Source organism: Sphaerisporangium sp. NPDC004334 (assembly GCF_053602655.1).
In genome coordinates this window covers 38,216-53,732 of the sequence record NZ_JBSGDZ010000021.1, presented here as the reverse complement: position 1 = coordinate 53,732, position 15,517 = coordinate 38,216, and the positions used below count along the sequence as shown (strand labels likewise).

Below are 15,517 nucleotides of genomic sequence, written 5' to 3'. Positions count from 1 at the left end.
CGACCCCGGGCGGCGCGGCATCCCGGGAGAGATCGTCCGCGCCGCCCGTGAGATGATGGGCGCGTGCTTCGCCGGATCGGGTGTGACGTGGACGACGGGCGGGGCGCAGGCGCCGCAGGCCCGGCGGGCCGTCACGCGCGAGTCGCCGCGAGGCCGAGTGATCGCCCGTCAACCACCAGGAGGTCCGCATGACTGCCGACGCGCCCGAGCCGGCGACCGAGACCCGGGCCGCCGGAACGCCCGCGACCGACGCGCGGAGCGCCGACGCCCCAGACACCCCTGGCAACCCGGACACCGCCGGTACCGAGGCCTCCGCGGCGGACGTCCCCGGCCCTGAGACCCCCGACGACGAGCTGAAGCGGAAGTTCCGCGAGGCCCTCGAGCGCAAGCGGCGCACCCAGGCCGACTCGAACGGCGGCGGTGGCGGCAAGGAGGGCTCCAAGATCCACGGCGCCCACGGACCGGCCGCGGGCAAGCGTTCGTTCCGCCGCAAGAGCGGCGGCTGACCACCCTCATCGCGGGCCGGCCCTTCTGGGACAGCAGGGCCATCTCGCCACGTCGGGCCTCCTGGGGCGGCGGGTCATGCAGTCGGCCGGGATTCCCCGGACAGCACGGTCACCTCGCCGGGCCGGGACTCCCGGAGCGGCGGGGTCATCCACTCGGGGCGGGACGTCAGGGCAGCGGGGTCACCTGGTCGCCCAGGCGCATGTGGCCCGGGCCTTCGGGGATCAGGCGGACGCCGAAGAACACCCTCCCGTCCCACTTGCGATGCCGCGAGAGGGTGCGCACCGGTTCGCTGCCCGGCGTGAGCGTGCGGGTGTCGATGGTGGTGAGCACGCAGCGGTCGCAGTGCTCGGCGAAGCGGTAGCCGACCTCGCCGATGCGCACGCGCGTCCAGGAGTCCTCGGCGAACGGCTCACCGCCGTCGACGACGACGTTCGGCCGGAACCGGTGCATCGGCAGCGGCGCGGGCGGCTCCTCGCCGCGCTCGACGGCGTCCTGGGCGATCCAGTCGTCCAGTGACCGCAGCGACGCCAGGGAGGTCAGCAGCAGCGGTCCGTCGTCCTGGAGCACCATGGTGTCGCCTGGCCGGCCGCCGTGCGACGGGCCGACGGGGCGCCGCCGCGGGTCCTCCAGCCACACCAGCCGGGCGGGCGTGCCGAGCGCCCGCGACATCCACCGGTCGGCCGCTTCGCCCGCTCCCACCGCCACGTGCAGGCGGTCGAGGCGCACCGGCCGGCGCGGACCGCCGGCGGGCGGGCTCACCTCGATCGGCGCGAGCCCGGGGGCGGCCAGCGTGATCGCGCCGGCGGCGGCGGGCGTGGCGGTCACCCCGAGCATCGCGTGCAGATCGCGCGCGGTGTGGACCTGACCGTCCTCGGCCGTGACCGCCCAGCGGCGGTCGCCGGCGAGGCCCCAGGGCTCCACGGCGGCCGTGTCCACCGTCACCCCGTCGAGGGACTTGACCGGATAAATGTTGATCTCCGTCACGCGCACGAACCCACGGTAACGCTCGACTATTTGGGAGCGCTCCCACCTGGCTCGATGGACACTCCTCCCAAATGCCGAAAATGGGCCTCTCCACCGTCATTGAGCGGCATTCGCCCCCAGATCACGACAGAACGCCGCCGCGTGTGCCCCCCAGATCGGGGAACAATCTTGTTGCGAGTGATTCACATCACTGACTTATTGCCGTAATGTATGTGGGAGCGCTCCCACTAAGGAGATTCCCGGTGTCCGTCACCTTCCCCGCGAATCGCACGACCGGAGCGGACGTGCTCAGTGGCCTCCCCCTGCGGACGGCCGAATGGATACTGTCCGCGAGAGCCGAGAGCGTCCGCGCGGCACGTGCACTGGTGGGCAGGGAACTGCGAAGCTGGGGCACCGGAGGGCTGGTCGACGACTGCACGCTGATCATCAGTGAGCTGGTCACCAACGCCATCCAGCATGGCGGCACGGCGTTCTCGCTCAGGCTCGGCAGCGACGGGAACTGGGTGTACGGCGAGGTCTTCGACGCAGGCGACGGCCTGCCCTGCGTGGGCTCGGAAGACCTGGACGCCACCTGCGGGCGGGGTCTGCTGATCGTCGGCACGCTCGCCGACGACTGGGGCGTCGTCGAGGCCCAGGGCGGCGGCAAGATCGTGTGGTTCGTCGCGGGCCTCGGTGGCGAACCCGTGAGCTGACCTCGCGGTTCGGGGGTCTGTGAGGTCTCGCCGGGGCACGGTGATCACCGGGCGGTGCGTGCTTCGGCGATCCGGTACGGCTTGCGCCGATGGCGGAGCCCGCCCTCAGGGGCAGCAGCCCGCCCTCGGGCAAGCCGTACCGGCACCAATCTCCCCGTGAGGACGGCCGTGGCGGCGCGCGGGGTCAGCGGAAGGCGTCCAGGCCCGTGACCGCCCGCCCGAGGGTGAGCGCGTGGACCTCCTCGGTGCCCTCGTAGGTGGCGACGGTCTCCAGGTTCACCATGTGGCGCATCACCGGATACTCCAGGGTGATGCCGTTGGCGCCGTGGATGCCGCGCGCGGTGGCCGCCACCCGCTGGGCCGCCCGCACGTTGGCGAGCTTGCCGAAGCTGACGTGCGCGTGGTGGGCGAGGCCGGCGTCCTTGAGCCGTCCGATGCGCAACGCCGTCATCATGGCGTGGTTGACGTCCACGAGCATGTCGGCGAGCTTGCGCTGGGTGAGCTGGAAGCCGCCGATCGGCCGGTCGAACTGCACCCGGCTCTTGGAGTAGTCGATCGAGGCCAGCAGGCAGGTGCGGGCCGCTCCCGCGACGCCCCAGACGATGCCGAACCGCGCCTCCGACAGGCACGACAGCGGCGCCTTCAGGCCCTCGGCGCCGGGCAGTAGCGCCTCCTTGGGCAGTCGCACCCCGTCGAGCACCAGCTCGGAGGTGATCGAGGCGCGCAGCGAGATCTTCTTGTGGATCACGTTGGCCGAGAACCCCGGGGCGGAGGTCGGCACCAGGAAACCGCGGATGCCCTCGTCGGTCCTGGCCCACACGATCGCGACGTCGGCCACCGAGCCGTTCGTGATCCACATCTTGGTCCCGTCGAGCACCCAGTCGTCGCCGTCGCGGCGGGCGCGGGTGCGCATCGAGCCGGGGTCGCTGCCGGAGTCGGGCTCGGTCAGCCCGAAACAGCCCAGAGCCTCGCCGGTCACCATGCGCGGCAGCCACTCCTGCTTCTGCTCGCCGCTCCCGTACTTGTGGATCGCGGTCATCGCCAGCGACCCCTGCACCGAGACGAAGCTGCGCAGCCCGCTGTCCACGGCCTCCAGCTCGCGGCAGGCCAGCCCGTAGCTCACCGCGTTGGTGCCCGCGCAGCCGTACCCGGACAGGTGCATGCCGAACACGCCGAGCTTGCCCATGCTCCGGGCCAGGCCGCGCGGGTCGGGGATCGTACCGGCCTCGAACCAGTCGGCGACATGGGGGAGGAGCTCGGCGCTGCCGTAGTCGCGCACCGCGTCGCGGATCGCGCGCTCCTCGTCGGACAGCTCACCATCGACGTCGAGAAAGTCATGAGGGTTCATACGGTCACCGTCATCGGTCGCGGAGGTGCCCGGTGCGGCGCTCCTGTTACCAGCACCCAATCACAGCCGCCCGGCCGCCGCAGGAGAGGGGATGGCCGGGACCCGCTCGGCCCCGGCCGGTGACCTCAGTCGAGATCCTGCCGCCGCTTGGCCCTCGGCGAGAGGCGCTTGAGCGCCCGGTCGAAGACGTCGCCGAAGGGGTTCTCCTGGACGAGGTAGGTCCAGGTGGCCGTGGGACGGCGAAGGCCGCTGTCGGGCGCGTCCAGACCGTCCGCGGTGATGGTCGCCGTGCGGAACGTCTCGACCGAGCGGCTCTCGACCTCCTCCATCAGGTGGCGGTAGGCGGAGACGCCCTCGCGGTGGAACTCCTCCAGCGGCCTGAGCTTGTGGCCGAGCGCCCGCAAGTGGATGCCTTCCCGCACGTCGGACATGTAGCCCAGGTACTCGGTCCAGCAGCGGTCCAGGTGAAACAGGAGGATCTGGCGAGCCGCGTCCTTCAGTACAGGGTCCTCCACGCTCCCGGACAGCTCCTCCCAGCGGTCGGGGACGGCCTTGGCGAGCGCGTCGGCCGCGGAGTCGCCGTGCAGCACCTTGTCGCGCTGCTCCAGCACCAGGTCGCGCTGCTGCTCCAGGAGCCGGGTGTAGCGCCAGGTGTTGCGGTGGATCTCCAGGTGGGCGCCCTCGGCGACCCGCTGGGCGTGGCCGACGACGTACCCGGCCCGCTTGTGCAGGACGACGCCGTCGTCCCCCGCCTTGGGCAGGGCCTCGTCGGGGGCGTAGTGCGAGATCAGAGGGTCTTCGAGGCTGACCAGGAACACCGAGCCGCCCGGGTCGCCCTGGCGGCCGGCGCGCCCGCGCAGCTGGTCGTCCAGGCGGCTGCTCGCGTGCCTGCCCGAGCCGATGACGTACAGGCCGCCCAGCTCGGCGACGCCCTCGCCGAGGCGGATGTCGGTGCCCCGGCCGGCCATCTGCGTGGACACGGTGATCGCCGCCCGCTCGCCGGCGCGCGCGATGATCGCGGCCTCCTGCGCGTCGTTCTTGGCGTTGAGGACGACGCAGTCGAGGCCGTCGGCGGCCAGGTCGGCGGCCAGGCGCTCGGACTCCGACACGTCCAGGGTGCCGACCAGGATCGGCCGCCCGGTGGCGTGGACGCGGCCGATCTCCGCGGCCAGCGCGCGCTCCTTGTCGGCGACGGTGCCGTAGACGCGGTCGGGTTCGTCGACGCGCACGCACGGCTTGTTGGAGGGGATGACCGCGACCTTCAGCCCGTAGAACTCCCTGAGCTGCTCCTCGACCGCCACCGCCGTACCCGTCATGCCGCATATCTCGGGATATCTGCGGATGAGGCCCTGGATGGTGATCGAGTCGAGGATCTCGCCGGTCTCGCTGGCGGGCAGTGCCTCCTTGGCCTCCACGGCGGCCTGCAGGCCGTCGGGCCAGCGCTGGAGCGTCGCCACCCGGCCGCGGGACTGGCTGACCAGGTGGATGCGCCCGTCGCGCACCAGGTAGTCCACGTCGCGGGTGAGCAGGGCATGGGCGTGCAGGGCCAGGTTCACCCGGGTCAGCACGTCGGGGGTCTCGTACAGGTTGATGCCGCCCAGGGCCTTCTCGACGGCGTCGGTGCCCTTGGCGGTCAGGAAGACGTTGCGTTCCTGGTCGTCCAGCTCGTAGTGGTAGCCGCGGGACAGCCGGCGGACCAGTTCGGCGGTCTCGGGCGCGTCCATCCCGGAGTCGGTCGCGCCGGCCAGCACCAGCGGGACGCGCGCCTCGTCCACCAGCACCGAGTCGGCCTCGTCGATCACCGCGACGGAGGGCTCGGGGACGACCAGATCGTCCGGCGACGTCGCGACGCGGTCGCGCAGCACGTCGAAGCCGATCTCGCTGACCGGGGCGTAGGTGACGTCCTTGGCGTAGGCCTCCCTGCGCTGCTCGCGCGTGGAGGACTGCTCGATGAAGCCCACCGACACCCCGAGGGCCTCGTACAGCGGACCCATCCACTCGGCGTCGCGGCGGGCCAGGTAGTCGTTCACCGAGATCACATGGACGCGTCTGCCCCGCAGGGCGTACCCGGCGGCGGCGATGGCGCCGGCGAGCGTCTTGCCCTCACCGGTCGCCATCTCGGCGACCTGCCCGGACATCAGCGCGAGGGCGCCGACCAACTGGACGTCGAACGGCCGCATGCCGAGCGTGCGGCGCGCGGCCTCGCGGGCGATCGCGCAGTATTCGGCCAGGTCGTCCGGGTCAGGGCGGGGAAGATCGGCCAGCGCCTTGATCCGCTCTTCGTGGCCGCCCGCCTGTGTCGCAAGACGCTGAAAGGGGCCGATGTTTGCGCTTCCCGGACGATCCAGGAGATTTCTGATAAATCGCGGTATCGAGGCCACGTCACCTCCAACGCCTCCAACTGTAACCGCGATTCCGCCCTCCGGCCGCCGCCTCAGCCGCTGTGCGCGGGCACGTCCTGCTTGGCCGACGCCGGGCGCTCCGACAGCGGGACCTCCTTGACGAAGAACGCCAGGACCAGGCCCACCAGGATCAGCGGCACCACGTACAGGAAGATCGGCGGCAGCGCCTGCGCGTACGCCCGGGCGATGACCTGGCGCACCGAGGGCGGCAGGTTGTGCACCATCTGCGGGGTCATCGCGTTGACCCCGCTCGCCGGAAGCCGGGCGCCGCTTGCGGCCAGCACGTCCGACAGGCGGTGGATGAAGATCGAGCCGACCAGCGACGTGCCGAGCGAGGCGCCCGTCTGGCGGAAGTAGTTCACGGCCGAGGTGGCCGCGCCCACGTCGCGGTGGCCGACGGAGTTCTGCACGATCAGCACGAGCGTCTGCATCACCATGCCGAGCCCGAACCCGGTGACGAACATGTAGAGGCCGTTGAGGACCATCGAGGAGTCGGCGGTCATCCGCGACAGCAGCGCCAGGCCCGCCGCCAGGATCGCCATGCCGGCGATCGGGAAGGCGCGGTAGTGCCCGGTCGCCGAGATGACCCGCCCCGAGCCGATCGAGGTGATCGTCATGCCCGCCACCATCGGCAGCATCAGCAGCCCGGACCCCGTCGCGCTGGCCCCGTTCACCATCTGCAGGAACGTGGGCAGGTAGGCGATCGCGGCGAACATGCCGACGCCCACGAACACCGAGATCGCGGCGGGCAGGGTGAACAGGTCGTTGCGGAACAGGCGCAGCGGGATGATCGGCTCGGCCGCCACCCGCTCGGCCAGCACGAACCCGATCGCGAGCACCACCACCCCGGCCCCGAGCGCGATGATCACCGGCGAGTCCCACGCGTACTGCGTGCCGCCCCAGCTCGTCACCAGCACGATGCACGTGGAGGCGCCCGCCAGCAGCGCCGTGCCTAGAATGTCCAGCCTTGGGCGTGCCTTCGGCCTGGGCAGCCGGAGCACGACGGCGGTGACCCCCAGCGCGACCAGCCCGAGCGGCAGGTTCACGTAGAAGCACCACCGCCAGCTCGCGTGGTCGGTGAAGAAGCCGCCGATGAGCGGGCCGATGACCGACGACAGGCCCCACACCGCGCCGATGACGCCCACGTACCGGCCGCGCTCGCGCGGGGAGACCAGATCGGCCACGATCGCCTGCACGCCGATCATCAGGCCGCCGCCGCCGAGCCCCTGGAGGGCGCGGAAGGCGATGAGCTGCGGCATGTTCCGCGCCATGCCGCACAGCACCGACCCGACCAGGAAGATCACGATGGCGGCCTGAAAGACGATCTTCCGGCCGATCAGGTCGCCGAGCTTGCCGTAGATGGGCAGGCCGATGGTCGAGGCCAGGATGTAGGCGGTGACGATCCAGCCGATGTGTTCCAGGCCCTTGAGGTCGCCGACGATCGTCGGCAGGGCGGTCGACACGATCGTCTGGTCCAGAGCCGCCAGGAGCAGGGCGACCATGAGGCCCGCGAAGACCAGGCGCACCTGCCTAGGCCCCAGCGGGGCTGCCTCGGCGCTCATCCACGCCCCTCTCCTGTACGGCTGCAAGGCCTTTCCAGCCTACGCACGGTCGAACCTTCGCACCCGCCACACCCACCGGATGCACCCACCTTGTGATCTCCCGGCTCCGCCGTCTTCCCGGTGCGGCACGCCCTACGGTCTGACCGCACCCGGCGCACGTTCGTGGACGTGCCGGCCGGCGCCGCCTCGGCGGCCGCTCTGGCCCGGCTCGCCGGCGGCGAGGACCGCCACGGAGGCCAGCAGGACGGCCGCGCCCGCGGCCGAGGTGACCGTCAGCCGCTCACCGAGCAGCACCACGCCGAGGACGGTGGCGCCCGCCGGCTCCAGCAGCGCGACCACCGAGGCCGTCGTCGCCCGCACCGACGTGAGCCCGGCGAAGAACAGGCTGTAGGCCAGCGCGGTCGGCATCGCCCCGAGGTAGCCGAGCAGCGCCACCGAGGCCATCGCATCCCCGCTCGGCACAAGGCCCTCGGCCGCCGCCACCGGCAGCAGCAGCACCCCGCCCACTGCGAACCCCCACATGGCCGTCCCGGCCGTACGGGACTGATCGGAACGTCCGGAATGACGGGAAAGCAGCGTCACCCCGGCATAGGCGACGGCCGACAGCAGGGCCAGCCCGATCCCGGTCACCGAACCGTCCGAGGGACCGCCCATCAACAGCGCCAGGCCCGCGAGGGCCAGCCCCATGCTGATCGCCCCCCTGCGGCCGAGCCGCTCCGCCAGCAGCAGCCGCGCCCCGAGGGCCACCAGCGCCGGGCTCGCGCCCAGTGTGGTCGCCGTGGCCACGGCCACGCCGCTCGCCGCGACCGCGCCGAAATAGGCCGCCTGCGACACCGCCAGCCCGGCCCCCACCAACACCAGCCCGGCCCACCCAGCCCGCCGCCCCCGGACCTCGGGCCGCCGGTCGCCGAGCCTGGTCAGACGGGCGGCGGCGAACAGCAGCAGGGCGCCGAAGACGAAGCGCCAGAAGGACACGGCCACCGGGCCGAGCCCGCTGACCCGGTACAACATGGCCGCCGCGGGGCCGCCCGTGCCCCAGATGGCTGCCGCGACGGTGACGTACAGCATGCCTCGCCGTACGGAGACGTGCGTCATGAACTCTCTCCAGAAGAGTGAAAGCGGAAAAGGCCCCAGAACGCGGGCAGCCGCCACCCACCGAGCCGTCAGGCCCGGTCAGTCGGAGAGAAACCGCCCGCTAACGCGCGGGCGGCGGAGAAACGATCAGAACGCGACGCATGGCGCCAGAGTAGCGTCCCGGCCGGTGCCGGCGAATGTCCCTGTTCCCCTTCCGTGACCCGGCGAATTGGTGGATGTTGGGTTGAGGCATCTCGTCCAGTGGAGGCGTGCATTGACGAAGGTCGTGCGCACGGCCGATGGCAGGAGACTCGCGGTAGAGGAGAAGAGAAGACCCGGCAGGACCGTACACACGGCTGACGGCAGGCAACTGGCGGTCGACGAGAGGGGGAAACCCGACGGGGAACCGGTGTTCCTGCTGCACGGCACCCCTGGGAGCAGGGTGGGACCATGCCCGCGCGGCTCGGTCCTCTACCGGCTGGGCGTGCGGCTGATCACCTTCGATCGCCCTGGGTACGGCCTCTCCGACCGCCTGGTCGGCCGCTCGGTGGCCAGCGCGGCCCAAGACGTTGTTGCGATCGCCGACGCGCTCGGCCTCGACCGGTTCTCGGTGGTCGGCCGGTCGGGAGGCGGCCCGCACGCCCTGGCGTGCGCCGCGCTGCTGCCCGATCGTGTTCTGCGGGTCGCGGTGCTGGTCGGCATCGCTCCGCGTGCCGCCGAAGGCCTCGACTGGTTCGGCGGAATGACCGAGTCCAACATCACCGAGTACCGCTTCGCTCTCGCCGGGCGTAGCCGCTTCGCCGACTGGCTCGCTCCCACCGTGCGGCGAATCCGCACCGATCCGGGAAGCCTTATCGCCAGTCTGTACCACGAGCTTCCGGAGGCGGACCGGCGCATGGTCGCCAACCCTGGTGTACGTGCGATGCTCGTCGCCAATTTCGCCGAGGCGTTGCGCCACTCACAGGACGGTTGGCTCGACGACTCCATCGCCTTTCTCGCCCCGTGGGGGTTCGACCCCGCGGCCATACGGGTGCCGACTCTCCTCTGGCACGGAGAGAAGGACAAGATCTCCCCGATCGGCCATTCGCGCTGGCTGGCCGCTCGCATCCGCACGGCGACGATACAGGTAGAGCCGGACGCCGCACACTTCGGCTCTCTGGCCGCGCTTCCAGACCTGCTGCCCTGGCTGGTCAACGGCGAGAAGGCCGCCTGAGGGGCGCCGCCACGGCCGTCGCGTCAGCGGTCACCACGGCAGCGGTTCCAGGTCACGCGAGATCCTGCGCCAGGCGGCCAGGTCGGCGATGTGCGGATGATCGTCGCCGAGCGCCTTGCGCATCGCGTGCAATACCCGTTCGCGGCACTGGCGCGCTTCCGCCGTGCGTCCCACGGCGTTGAGCGTCATGGCCATGTTGGCCTCGCAGACGAGCGTGTCCGGATGTTCGCCGCCGAGGATTTCACGCAGGCGGGCGAGCGTGCGGCGGTCCATCGCCTCGGCAGCCGGTTCAGCCAGCTCCGCCAAGCAGCTCGCCAGGTTGATCGCCGCCAGCAGCGTCATGGGGTGGTTTTCGCCGACCTGCTCCGCGAGACCCGCGAGGGACGCTTCCGCGAGCCGTCTCGCGTCCGGAAGGTGGCCCAGTTCCCGCTGGTAGGAGGCGATGTTGTTGACGCAGGCCAACGTGTACGGGTGGTCGGCCCCCAGGGTGGCGGTGAAGTGCCGCATCACATCAGAGGCGCGTTCGTGGGCGGCCGCGGTCTCACCCATCGTGGCGAGGCAGGAGGCGAGTTCCAGACGGCACAGGAGCGTCTCAGGGTGGGCGTCGCCGTAGTGCTGGACGTAGCTGTTGTGGGTCTGTTCGATCAGCTGGTGGGCCTCTGCCTCGGCGCCGTTCCGGCGCAGCGAGGTCGCGAGGCTGGTGGCGGTGCGCAGGGTGTCGGTGTGGCCCTCGCCGAGCACCTGGCTGTAATGCGCCAGGTTCACCCGTGTCGTATCCACCGACTCGGTGAGATGCCCGAGCTCCCGCAGGTCACGTCCCAGGTTGGCGATGGTATTGAGAGTGTTGAGGTGCAGTTCACCGCTCACTTGGTGCCGACGGCGCACGATCTCCTGGTCGAGTTCCCTCGCCCGGGCGAAGTCGCCGGTGAGCCGTAGGCTGATTCCGAGGTTGTTGGCGGCCGACAAGGTGCGGTCGTGATCATCGCCGAACAGGTCCTTGACCCGCTCATAGGTCTGACCGTCCCAGTCGAGGGCTTCCTGGAATTTGCCGAGCGTCCGCAGGTCGGCGGCCAGGCTGCCGGCGGTCATCAGCGTGTAGGGATGCGACTCGCCCAGTTCTCGTGTCTGCTGGGTCAGCACCTCGGTGTCCACCAGGTGCGCCTCGGCGTACCTGCCCATGGAACGGAGGGTATTGGCGAGGTGGAACCGCAGGTGGACGGTCTGGCGGTCGCCTGTGCCGAGCTTGATGTTCCACACCTCCTCGAGCCTGTTGCCCAGGTCCAGGCTCGCCTGGAACTCCCCGCGTCTCCATAGATAGCGCACCCGGTCGATGAGCAGGCGGCGGGTTTCCTCCTCGTCGCACTCGGCCGCCTTGGAAGGAACGAGGTGCGGCCAGATCTCGTCGTAACGGGGCCAGTTCTTGGGGTTGTCGACCTCGCCCACCCGAGGACGGGCGGCGACCAGGACGCGGTGCACGTCGTGGACGGTCGTCTCCCGCTCTTCGGCGTTCATCCGGTCGCGCACGACGGCCTGGATGAGCCGGTGCACCTGGATGGAGTTGTCGGCCAGGTCCACACGGGCGAGGGCGTATCGGCCCAACTGGCGGATCGCCGGGCCCAACATGACCTTCTCCCGCATCGCGTCGTCGTAGGGGACGAGGCACTCCACCATCGCGTCGCTGTGGAGCATGTACAGCGAGACCGGTTCGGGACCGAAGAAGGCGAGCAGTTCCAACAGGCGCACCGACGCCGGCGACTGCTGGCGGAGCCGTTCGAAGGACACGTTCCACGTCGCGGCGACGGGAGTGGGGTAGTCGGCAGGCTGCTCACCGATTTTCAACATCTCGGTGAGCTGGCTGAGGTACTGCTCGGGCGGCATGCCGGTCTGCTCCAGCCACGCACCGGCCTGCTCGATGGCCAGGGGCAGGTCGCCGAGCGCGTTGGCCACCTTCGCGGCGTCCTCCACATCGAGCCCCGGCGCGCGCCGGCGCAGGTGCTCGATGCTCTCCTCGCGGGTGAAGACGTCCACCTCCAGGGGATCGGCCACCCGTGACCAGGCGGGATTGCGCGAGGTGATCAATATGTGCCCAGGACCGGTGGGCAGGTAGGGCTCCAGTTCCTTGGGGTCGTCCGCGTTATCGAAGATCAACAGCCACCGCGAGTACGGCCGGCCCATGCGCAGAGCCTCCCGGGCGGCCTTGGCCGCCTCGGCGACACTGTCACCCACCCGGACGCCGAGTTTCTCCGCCAGGTCCGCCATCTCGGGGTTGATGAGTTCCAGATGTTCTGCGGCGATCCACCACACCACGTCGTAGTCGGCCATGAACCGGTGGGCGTACTCCAGGGCGACCTGCGTCTTGCCGACGCCGCCGAGTCCGAAGAGCGCCTGGGGGAGGACCACGGTCGTGCTGTTGCCGACGATCTGGTCGCGGAGCTGCTCCAGGACGGCGTTGCGGCCGGTGAAGGCGGCGTTGCGATTCGCGACGTTCCACACGGGCGGTCGGATGCCCGGGAAGCGGGGACCTGCCGGCGCGGGGTCCTCCATGCTCTTGGCGCTCTGCGGTGGCCGGCCCAGCACACGCAGCAGCGCCTCGACGGCCTGCGACTCGTTGAAGCGGGTGAGATCGACGGTCGGGCGGTCGCCGAGCGGCGGGCCCATGCGCACGTCGGCGACCCGCACCGTCACGACCTTGGAGCGCGGCCCCTTGGCTTCGGCGGTCGTCGCCGGCTTCCACAACGTGAGCGGCTGCATGGAGCGCATGTACGCGGCGGAGACCACGGCGACGACGTGACGAGAGGTCGGGGTCTTCTGCTGGGCCGACTCTGAAGTGTTCGCCGCGTTGTCATGGTCGTGCCGCACCACCTCAAGGCCGGACAGCTCCAGCACGGAGGCGATCCAGTCGGCCCACATGCGGTCCTCGGGCACGTAGCTCAGCAGGACCTCAGCCGGGGAGGTGGCCGGTCTGCGGACGAAGGTCTCACGGACGGTCAGCCGAAGATCCTCGCGCAGCGTGGGAAGGGAGGCGATCTCCCCTCGCGTGATCATGCTCACCAGGCGCTCGAACGCCGCCAGCAGGGAGGTCGGGGATCCCGGCGCGTCACCGAAAGCGGCCAGCGTCTCCTCGTAGGCGTAGAAGGGCTTGTAAGGAATCTCGACCGAGCCCCAGTAGTGGCGCAGGTCGTCGGGGGTCATGCCTTGGGGGAAACCCTCGAACCGGCGCTTGGCGAGATCGCGGCCCGCGTCCAGTTTCTCCTTCTCACCGTCGTCGATGCGCATGGGGACGGGCAGGATGCGGATGTCGCGGTTGCGGTAGCGGGTCTTGATGGTCTCCGCGACCGCCGACGCGCCCTCGATGCTCTGGTCGCTCAGGGTGAAGCAGACCACGACCGTGTCGGGCAGGTGGACGGTGCAGATGTCGGCGATGTCGCTGAGGCCGGTGCGACTGTCGATGAGGATGTAGTCGTAATGGGCCTTCATGTCGGCGCGCAGCGCGTCGAAGAACTGGCCGCCGCCCAGCCGGGTGTAGAAGTTGTCCCAGTCGAAGCTCGCGATCAGGGAGGCGTAGTCGCGGTTCTGGCGGCCGGCCGAGACGAAGTCGATCGTCCCCTCACCAGGGAAGTCGTCCCACTCGAGGGACACCGCGTGGCGTTGCACTCGCGCGTAGTCCAGATGCCAGTCGGTCGGGCGCGTGCCGGCATTGAGCGTCGCCAGCGAGTACTCGTTGATCATGTCGATGATGCCGGGGGTGCCGCCGACGCTGTCCGCGTCGAGGAAGGGGTGGAAGAACTTGTGGAGGCCGGGCGACTCGAGGTCCCAGTCGAGGATGAGCACTCTCTTGCCGTTGCTCGCCAGGATCCACGCCGTGTTCGCGACGGCCATCGTGCGGCCGGTTCCCCCCTTGTAGGAGTAGAACGTGATGATGTGGCCCTCGGGGGCGTCACTCATGGCTGAGCCTCCGCGTCGGTTCCGTTGTACGGGGACTGGGGACCTTGCAGCCTCGGGCGCTCCATGGACGCGCGCCCTCCAGGCGGGTACGTCGGTGCGCGCCGGAGAAAGTGGTGTATCGCCGTCCGCACCATCTCTGGGACCGCTTTACAAAACTGGTCGAACGTGGAGATGTCGTTCGCGACCGACCGCTGGACCGGGTGTCCCTCGCTGAGCTTGTGCTCCAGAATCGCTCCGAGGTGCCGCTGCAACCGGTGTTCGGCCTCCGTGGTCTGCGCATCGCTGTGGTTGATCGGCACCATCACGGTGATCCAAGGCTTGTCACCCTGGTCGAGGCGGCGCAGCGGCTCCTGGTACTTCTCCGAGACGGTGGCCCAGCTGTCCACCAGGATCAGCCCCGGGCTCGTCGGCGAATCGTCACCGAAGAGATGGTCATAGTGGTCGTCGATGGATCCCACATCGGCGCGGAAGCCGAGATTGCGGATCAGTTCGACGGCGTGTTCGGCGAGCGGCCTGCCGATCTCCGGGCGGTAGGGGTTCCACTCTTGCGGAGTGTGTCCGTAGTGGTATGGCTCGCGACCTTCTGGCAGGTTGTGGATGTCGGGCGCGACCACGGTGACCTTTATGCGATGGCCGCCGGCCCGGGAGGACTCGAAGGCGTCGAACGCGCTGCGGAGCGAGTCGTAGTCGGGCGGCGCGGTCGGCGCGAGCCGGGTCGACTCCCCGACTTCGACGATGCGGCGCGCGAGGTTGTAGACGGCCATGTCGTAGGCGCTGCGGTACTGCCTGAGTTTCATGATGCCGTAGAAGCCGTGCTCGATATACCTCGGTCCTAGGCCGGCATGGTTGAACTGAATGGACCGCGCGACCTCGGGGAGCTCTTCGGGTGGTACGGGAACCCAAATGGCGGGGATGATTGTCTCTGCCTTCTCCCAGCCGCGTGCACGATGGTACAGAATCCGCTCGGAAAAGGCAGTCCACTCCTTGCCGCACTGCTCGCTTTCGAAGTAGCGCTTGGAGTAGAGGGGGACGAAGACCCTGCAAGTCGCCAGGCCTTTGGCGAGCCGGTCAGGCCAGTAGCTACCTGAGTGAAGCTCGCGATCCATGAATCCGGGCTTGGAGCCGTGATCGAGGCCGCTCAGGACCATAACATGGCGGCACAGGTCGGTGAAGAGCTTCTCCACCCATTGATCGGGATCATAGCGATCATTAGCGTCGTGCCGCGGAGTATGCGCGTAGCTCAGAAAGAAGTAGGGGCCAGCTTGTATAGCATCTGACACTTGCAGACGCACCTCCAGCCCATGCCCCGCGGGAACCACGACTATAGAATGGCAGGCTAGGTGGGAACAATGACGACGGGCAATCTAACCGGAGAAAATCACCACGCCATGTTTATGTGTCACACCGGAAATGGGGTATCGGCCTGCCGTCAACGGCTCTTTGGGGGCTGCGGGATCGTCTTATGGTATGCCGATCGGGCGCGGAACCGGCATGCGGGAAGCCGGCCGGGACGGCCTCCCGCATGCCGAGGGTCCAAGCAGGCCGGCCCGATCTCGTTGAACCGGTGGATCACATCACGGACGGAGTCCTCATCGGCTTGGACCAGGCGGGCGATCACCGGGAACGTGTTGCCGCCGGCTGAGGCCAACAGCATCATCGGTCGCCGGTAGCAGACCGAGTTCGTGCTGCCCGGCGGACGATCCGCTGCCGTTTCTGCCCTTCAGGGTCCATCAGCCTGCACACCCTGACCGGTTCCGCCACCGCGCCTCCCCATCGCCGATCGGACATCA

10 protein-coding genes and 1 pseudogene are annotated in these 15,517 nt (G+C 69.8%); 3 read left to right on the top strand and 8 right to left on the bottom strand.

All coding sequences use genetic code 11. From position 1 onward, the window contains the following. The first annotated feature begins 188 nt into the window (after window positions 1-188). Window positions 189-506: a DUF5302 domain-containing protein gene (locus ACWEN6_RS26865; RefSeq protein ID WP_452573881.1), complete on the top strand. Its 318-nt coding sequence runs from the start codon at window positions 189-191 to the stop codon at window positions 504-506. 166 nt (window positions 507-672) lie between these two features. Here ACWEN6_RS26865 and ACWEN6_RS26860 read toward each other — a convergent pair whose 3' ends face one another. Then, window positions 673-1,497 (bottom strand): MOSC domain-containing protein, encoded by an 825-nt coding sequence (locus ACWEN6_RS26860; protein ID WP_452573879.1) that lies wholly within the window; start codon window positions 1,495-1,497, stop codon window positions 673-675. Between the two features lie 236 nt (window positions 1,498-1,733). Here ACWEN6_RS26860 and ACWEN6_RS26855 point away from each other — a divergent pair, with 236 nt between their 5' ends. Next, a complete protein-coding gene (locus ACWEN6_RS26855; protein ID WP_354922492.1) occupies window positions 1,734-2,183 on the top strand; it encodes an ATP-binding protein in 450 nt (149 codons plus the stop codon). A gap of 184 nt (window positions 2,184-2,367) precedes the next feature. On the opposite strand, the gene ACWEN6_RS26850 is transcribed toward ACWEN6_RS26855, so the two are convergent. From ACWEN6_RS26850 to ACWEN6_RS26835, 4 genes are all read right to left on the bottom strand, one after another. Beyond that, window positions 2,368-3,531 carry an acyl-CoA dehydrogenase family protein gene (locus ACWEN6_RS26850; protein ID WP_354922495.1) on the bottom strand — a complete coding sequence of 388 codons (1,164 nt, stop codon included), beginning with the start codon at window positions 3,529-3,531 and terminating at the stop codon, window positions 2,368-2,370. A 125-nt stretch (window positions 3,532-3,656) separates the two neighbouring features. Further along, window positions 3,657-5,903 carry an accessory Sec system translocase SecA2 gene (secA2, locus tag ACWEN6_RS26845; RefSeq protein ID WP_452574083.1) on the bottom strand — a complete coding sequence of 749 codons (2,247 nt, stop codon included), beginning with the start codon at window positions 5,901-5,903 and terminating at the stop codon, window positions 3,657-3,659. 62 nt (window positions 5,904-5,965) lie between these two features. Beyond that, on the bottom strand, window positions 5,966-7,495 hold the full coding sequence (locus ACWEN6_RS26840) for an MDR family MFS transporter (protein ID WP_452573877.1): 1,530 nt from the start codon (window positions 7,493-7,495) through the stop codon (window positions 5,966-5,968). Window positions 7,496-7,627: 132 nt separating this feature from the next. Then, on the bottom strand, window positions 7,628-8,590 hold the full coding sequence (locus tag ACWEN6_RS26835; protein ID WP_452573875.1) for a DMT family transporter: 963 nt from the start codon (window positions 8,588-8,590) through the stop codon (window positions 7,628-7,630). 211 nt (window positions 8,591-8,801) lie between these two features. Between ACWEN6_RS26835 and ACWEN6_RS26830 the strand changes: the two genes are divergently transcribed. Beyond that, on the top strand, window positions 8,802-9,782 hold the full coding sequence (locus ACWEN6_RS26830; RefSeq protein ID WP_452573873.1) for an alpha/beta fold hydrolase: 981 nt from the start codon (window positions 8,802-8,804) through the stop codon (window positions 9,780-9,782). 30 nt (window positions 9,783-9,812) lie between these two features. Here ACWEN6_RS26830 and fxsT read toward each other — a convergent pair whose 3' ends face one another. The 3 genes and pseudogenes from fxsT to ACWEN6_RS26815 form a co-directional block, all read right to left on the bottom strand. Then, complete coding sequence (gene fxsT, locus ACWEN6_RS26825) at window positions 9,813-13,727, bottom strand: FxSxx-COOH system tetratricopeptide repeat protein (protein ID WP_452573871.1); 3,915 nt, start codon at window positions 13,725-13,727, stop codon at window positions 9,813-9,815. Further along, a complete protein-coding gene (locus ACWEN6_RS26820; protein WP_452574081.1) occupies window positions 13,724-15,007 on the bottom strand; it encodes a TIR-like protein FxsC in 1,284 nt (427 codons plus the stop codon). Before ACWEN6_RS26820 ends, fxsT begins: the two co-directional genes overlap by 4 nt. A 227-nt stretch (window positions 15,008-15,234) precedes the next feature. Beyond that, window positions 15,235-15,515: pseudogene (locus tag ACWEN6_RS26815) on the bottom strand (helix-turn-helix domain-containing protein); the annotation flags it as partial. Window positions 15,516-15,517 lie beyond the last annotated feature (2 nt).

What these genes read in the sequence shown, in the direction of transcription:
- ACWEN6_RS26850 (WP_354922495.1), bottom strand. Translation starts at nt 3,531, where the DNA reads ATGAACCCTCATGACTTTCTCGACGTCGATGGTGAGCTGTCCGACGAG.
- ACWEN6_RS26865 (WP_452573881.1), top strand. Translation starts at nt 189, where the DNA reads ATGACTGCCGACGCGCCCGAGCCGGCGACCGAGACCCGGGCCGCCGGA.
- fxsT (WP_452573871.1), bottom strand. Translation starts at nt 13,727, where the DNA reads ATGAGTGACGCCCCCGAGGGCCACATCATCACGTTCTACTCCTACAAG.
- ACWEN6_RS26840 (WP_452573877.1), bottom strand. Translation starts at nt 7,495, where the DNA reads ATGAGCGCCGAGGCAGCCCCGCTGGGGCCTAGGCAGGTGCGCCTGGTC.
- ACWEN6_RS26835 (WP_452573875.1), bottom strand. Translation starts at nt 8,590, where the DNA reads ATGACGCACGTCTCCGTACGGCGAGGCATGCTGTACGTCACCGTCGCG.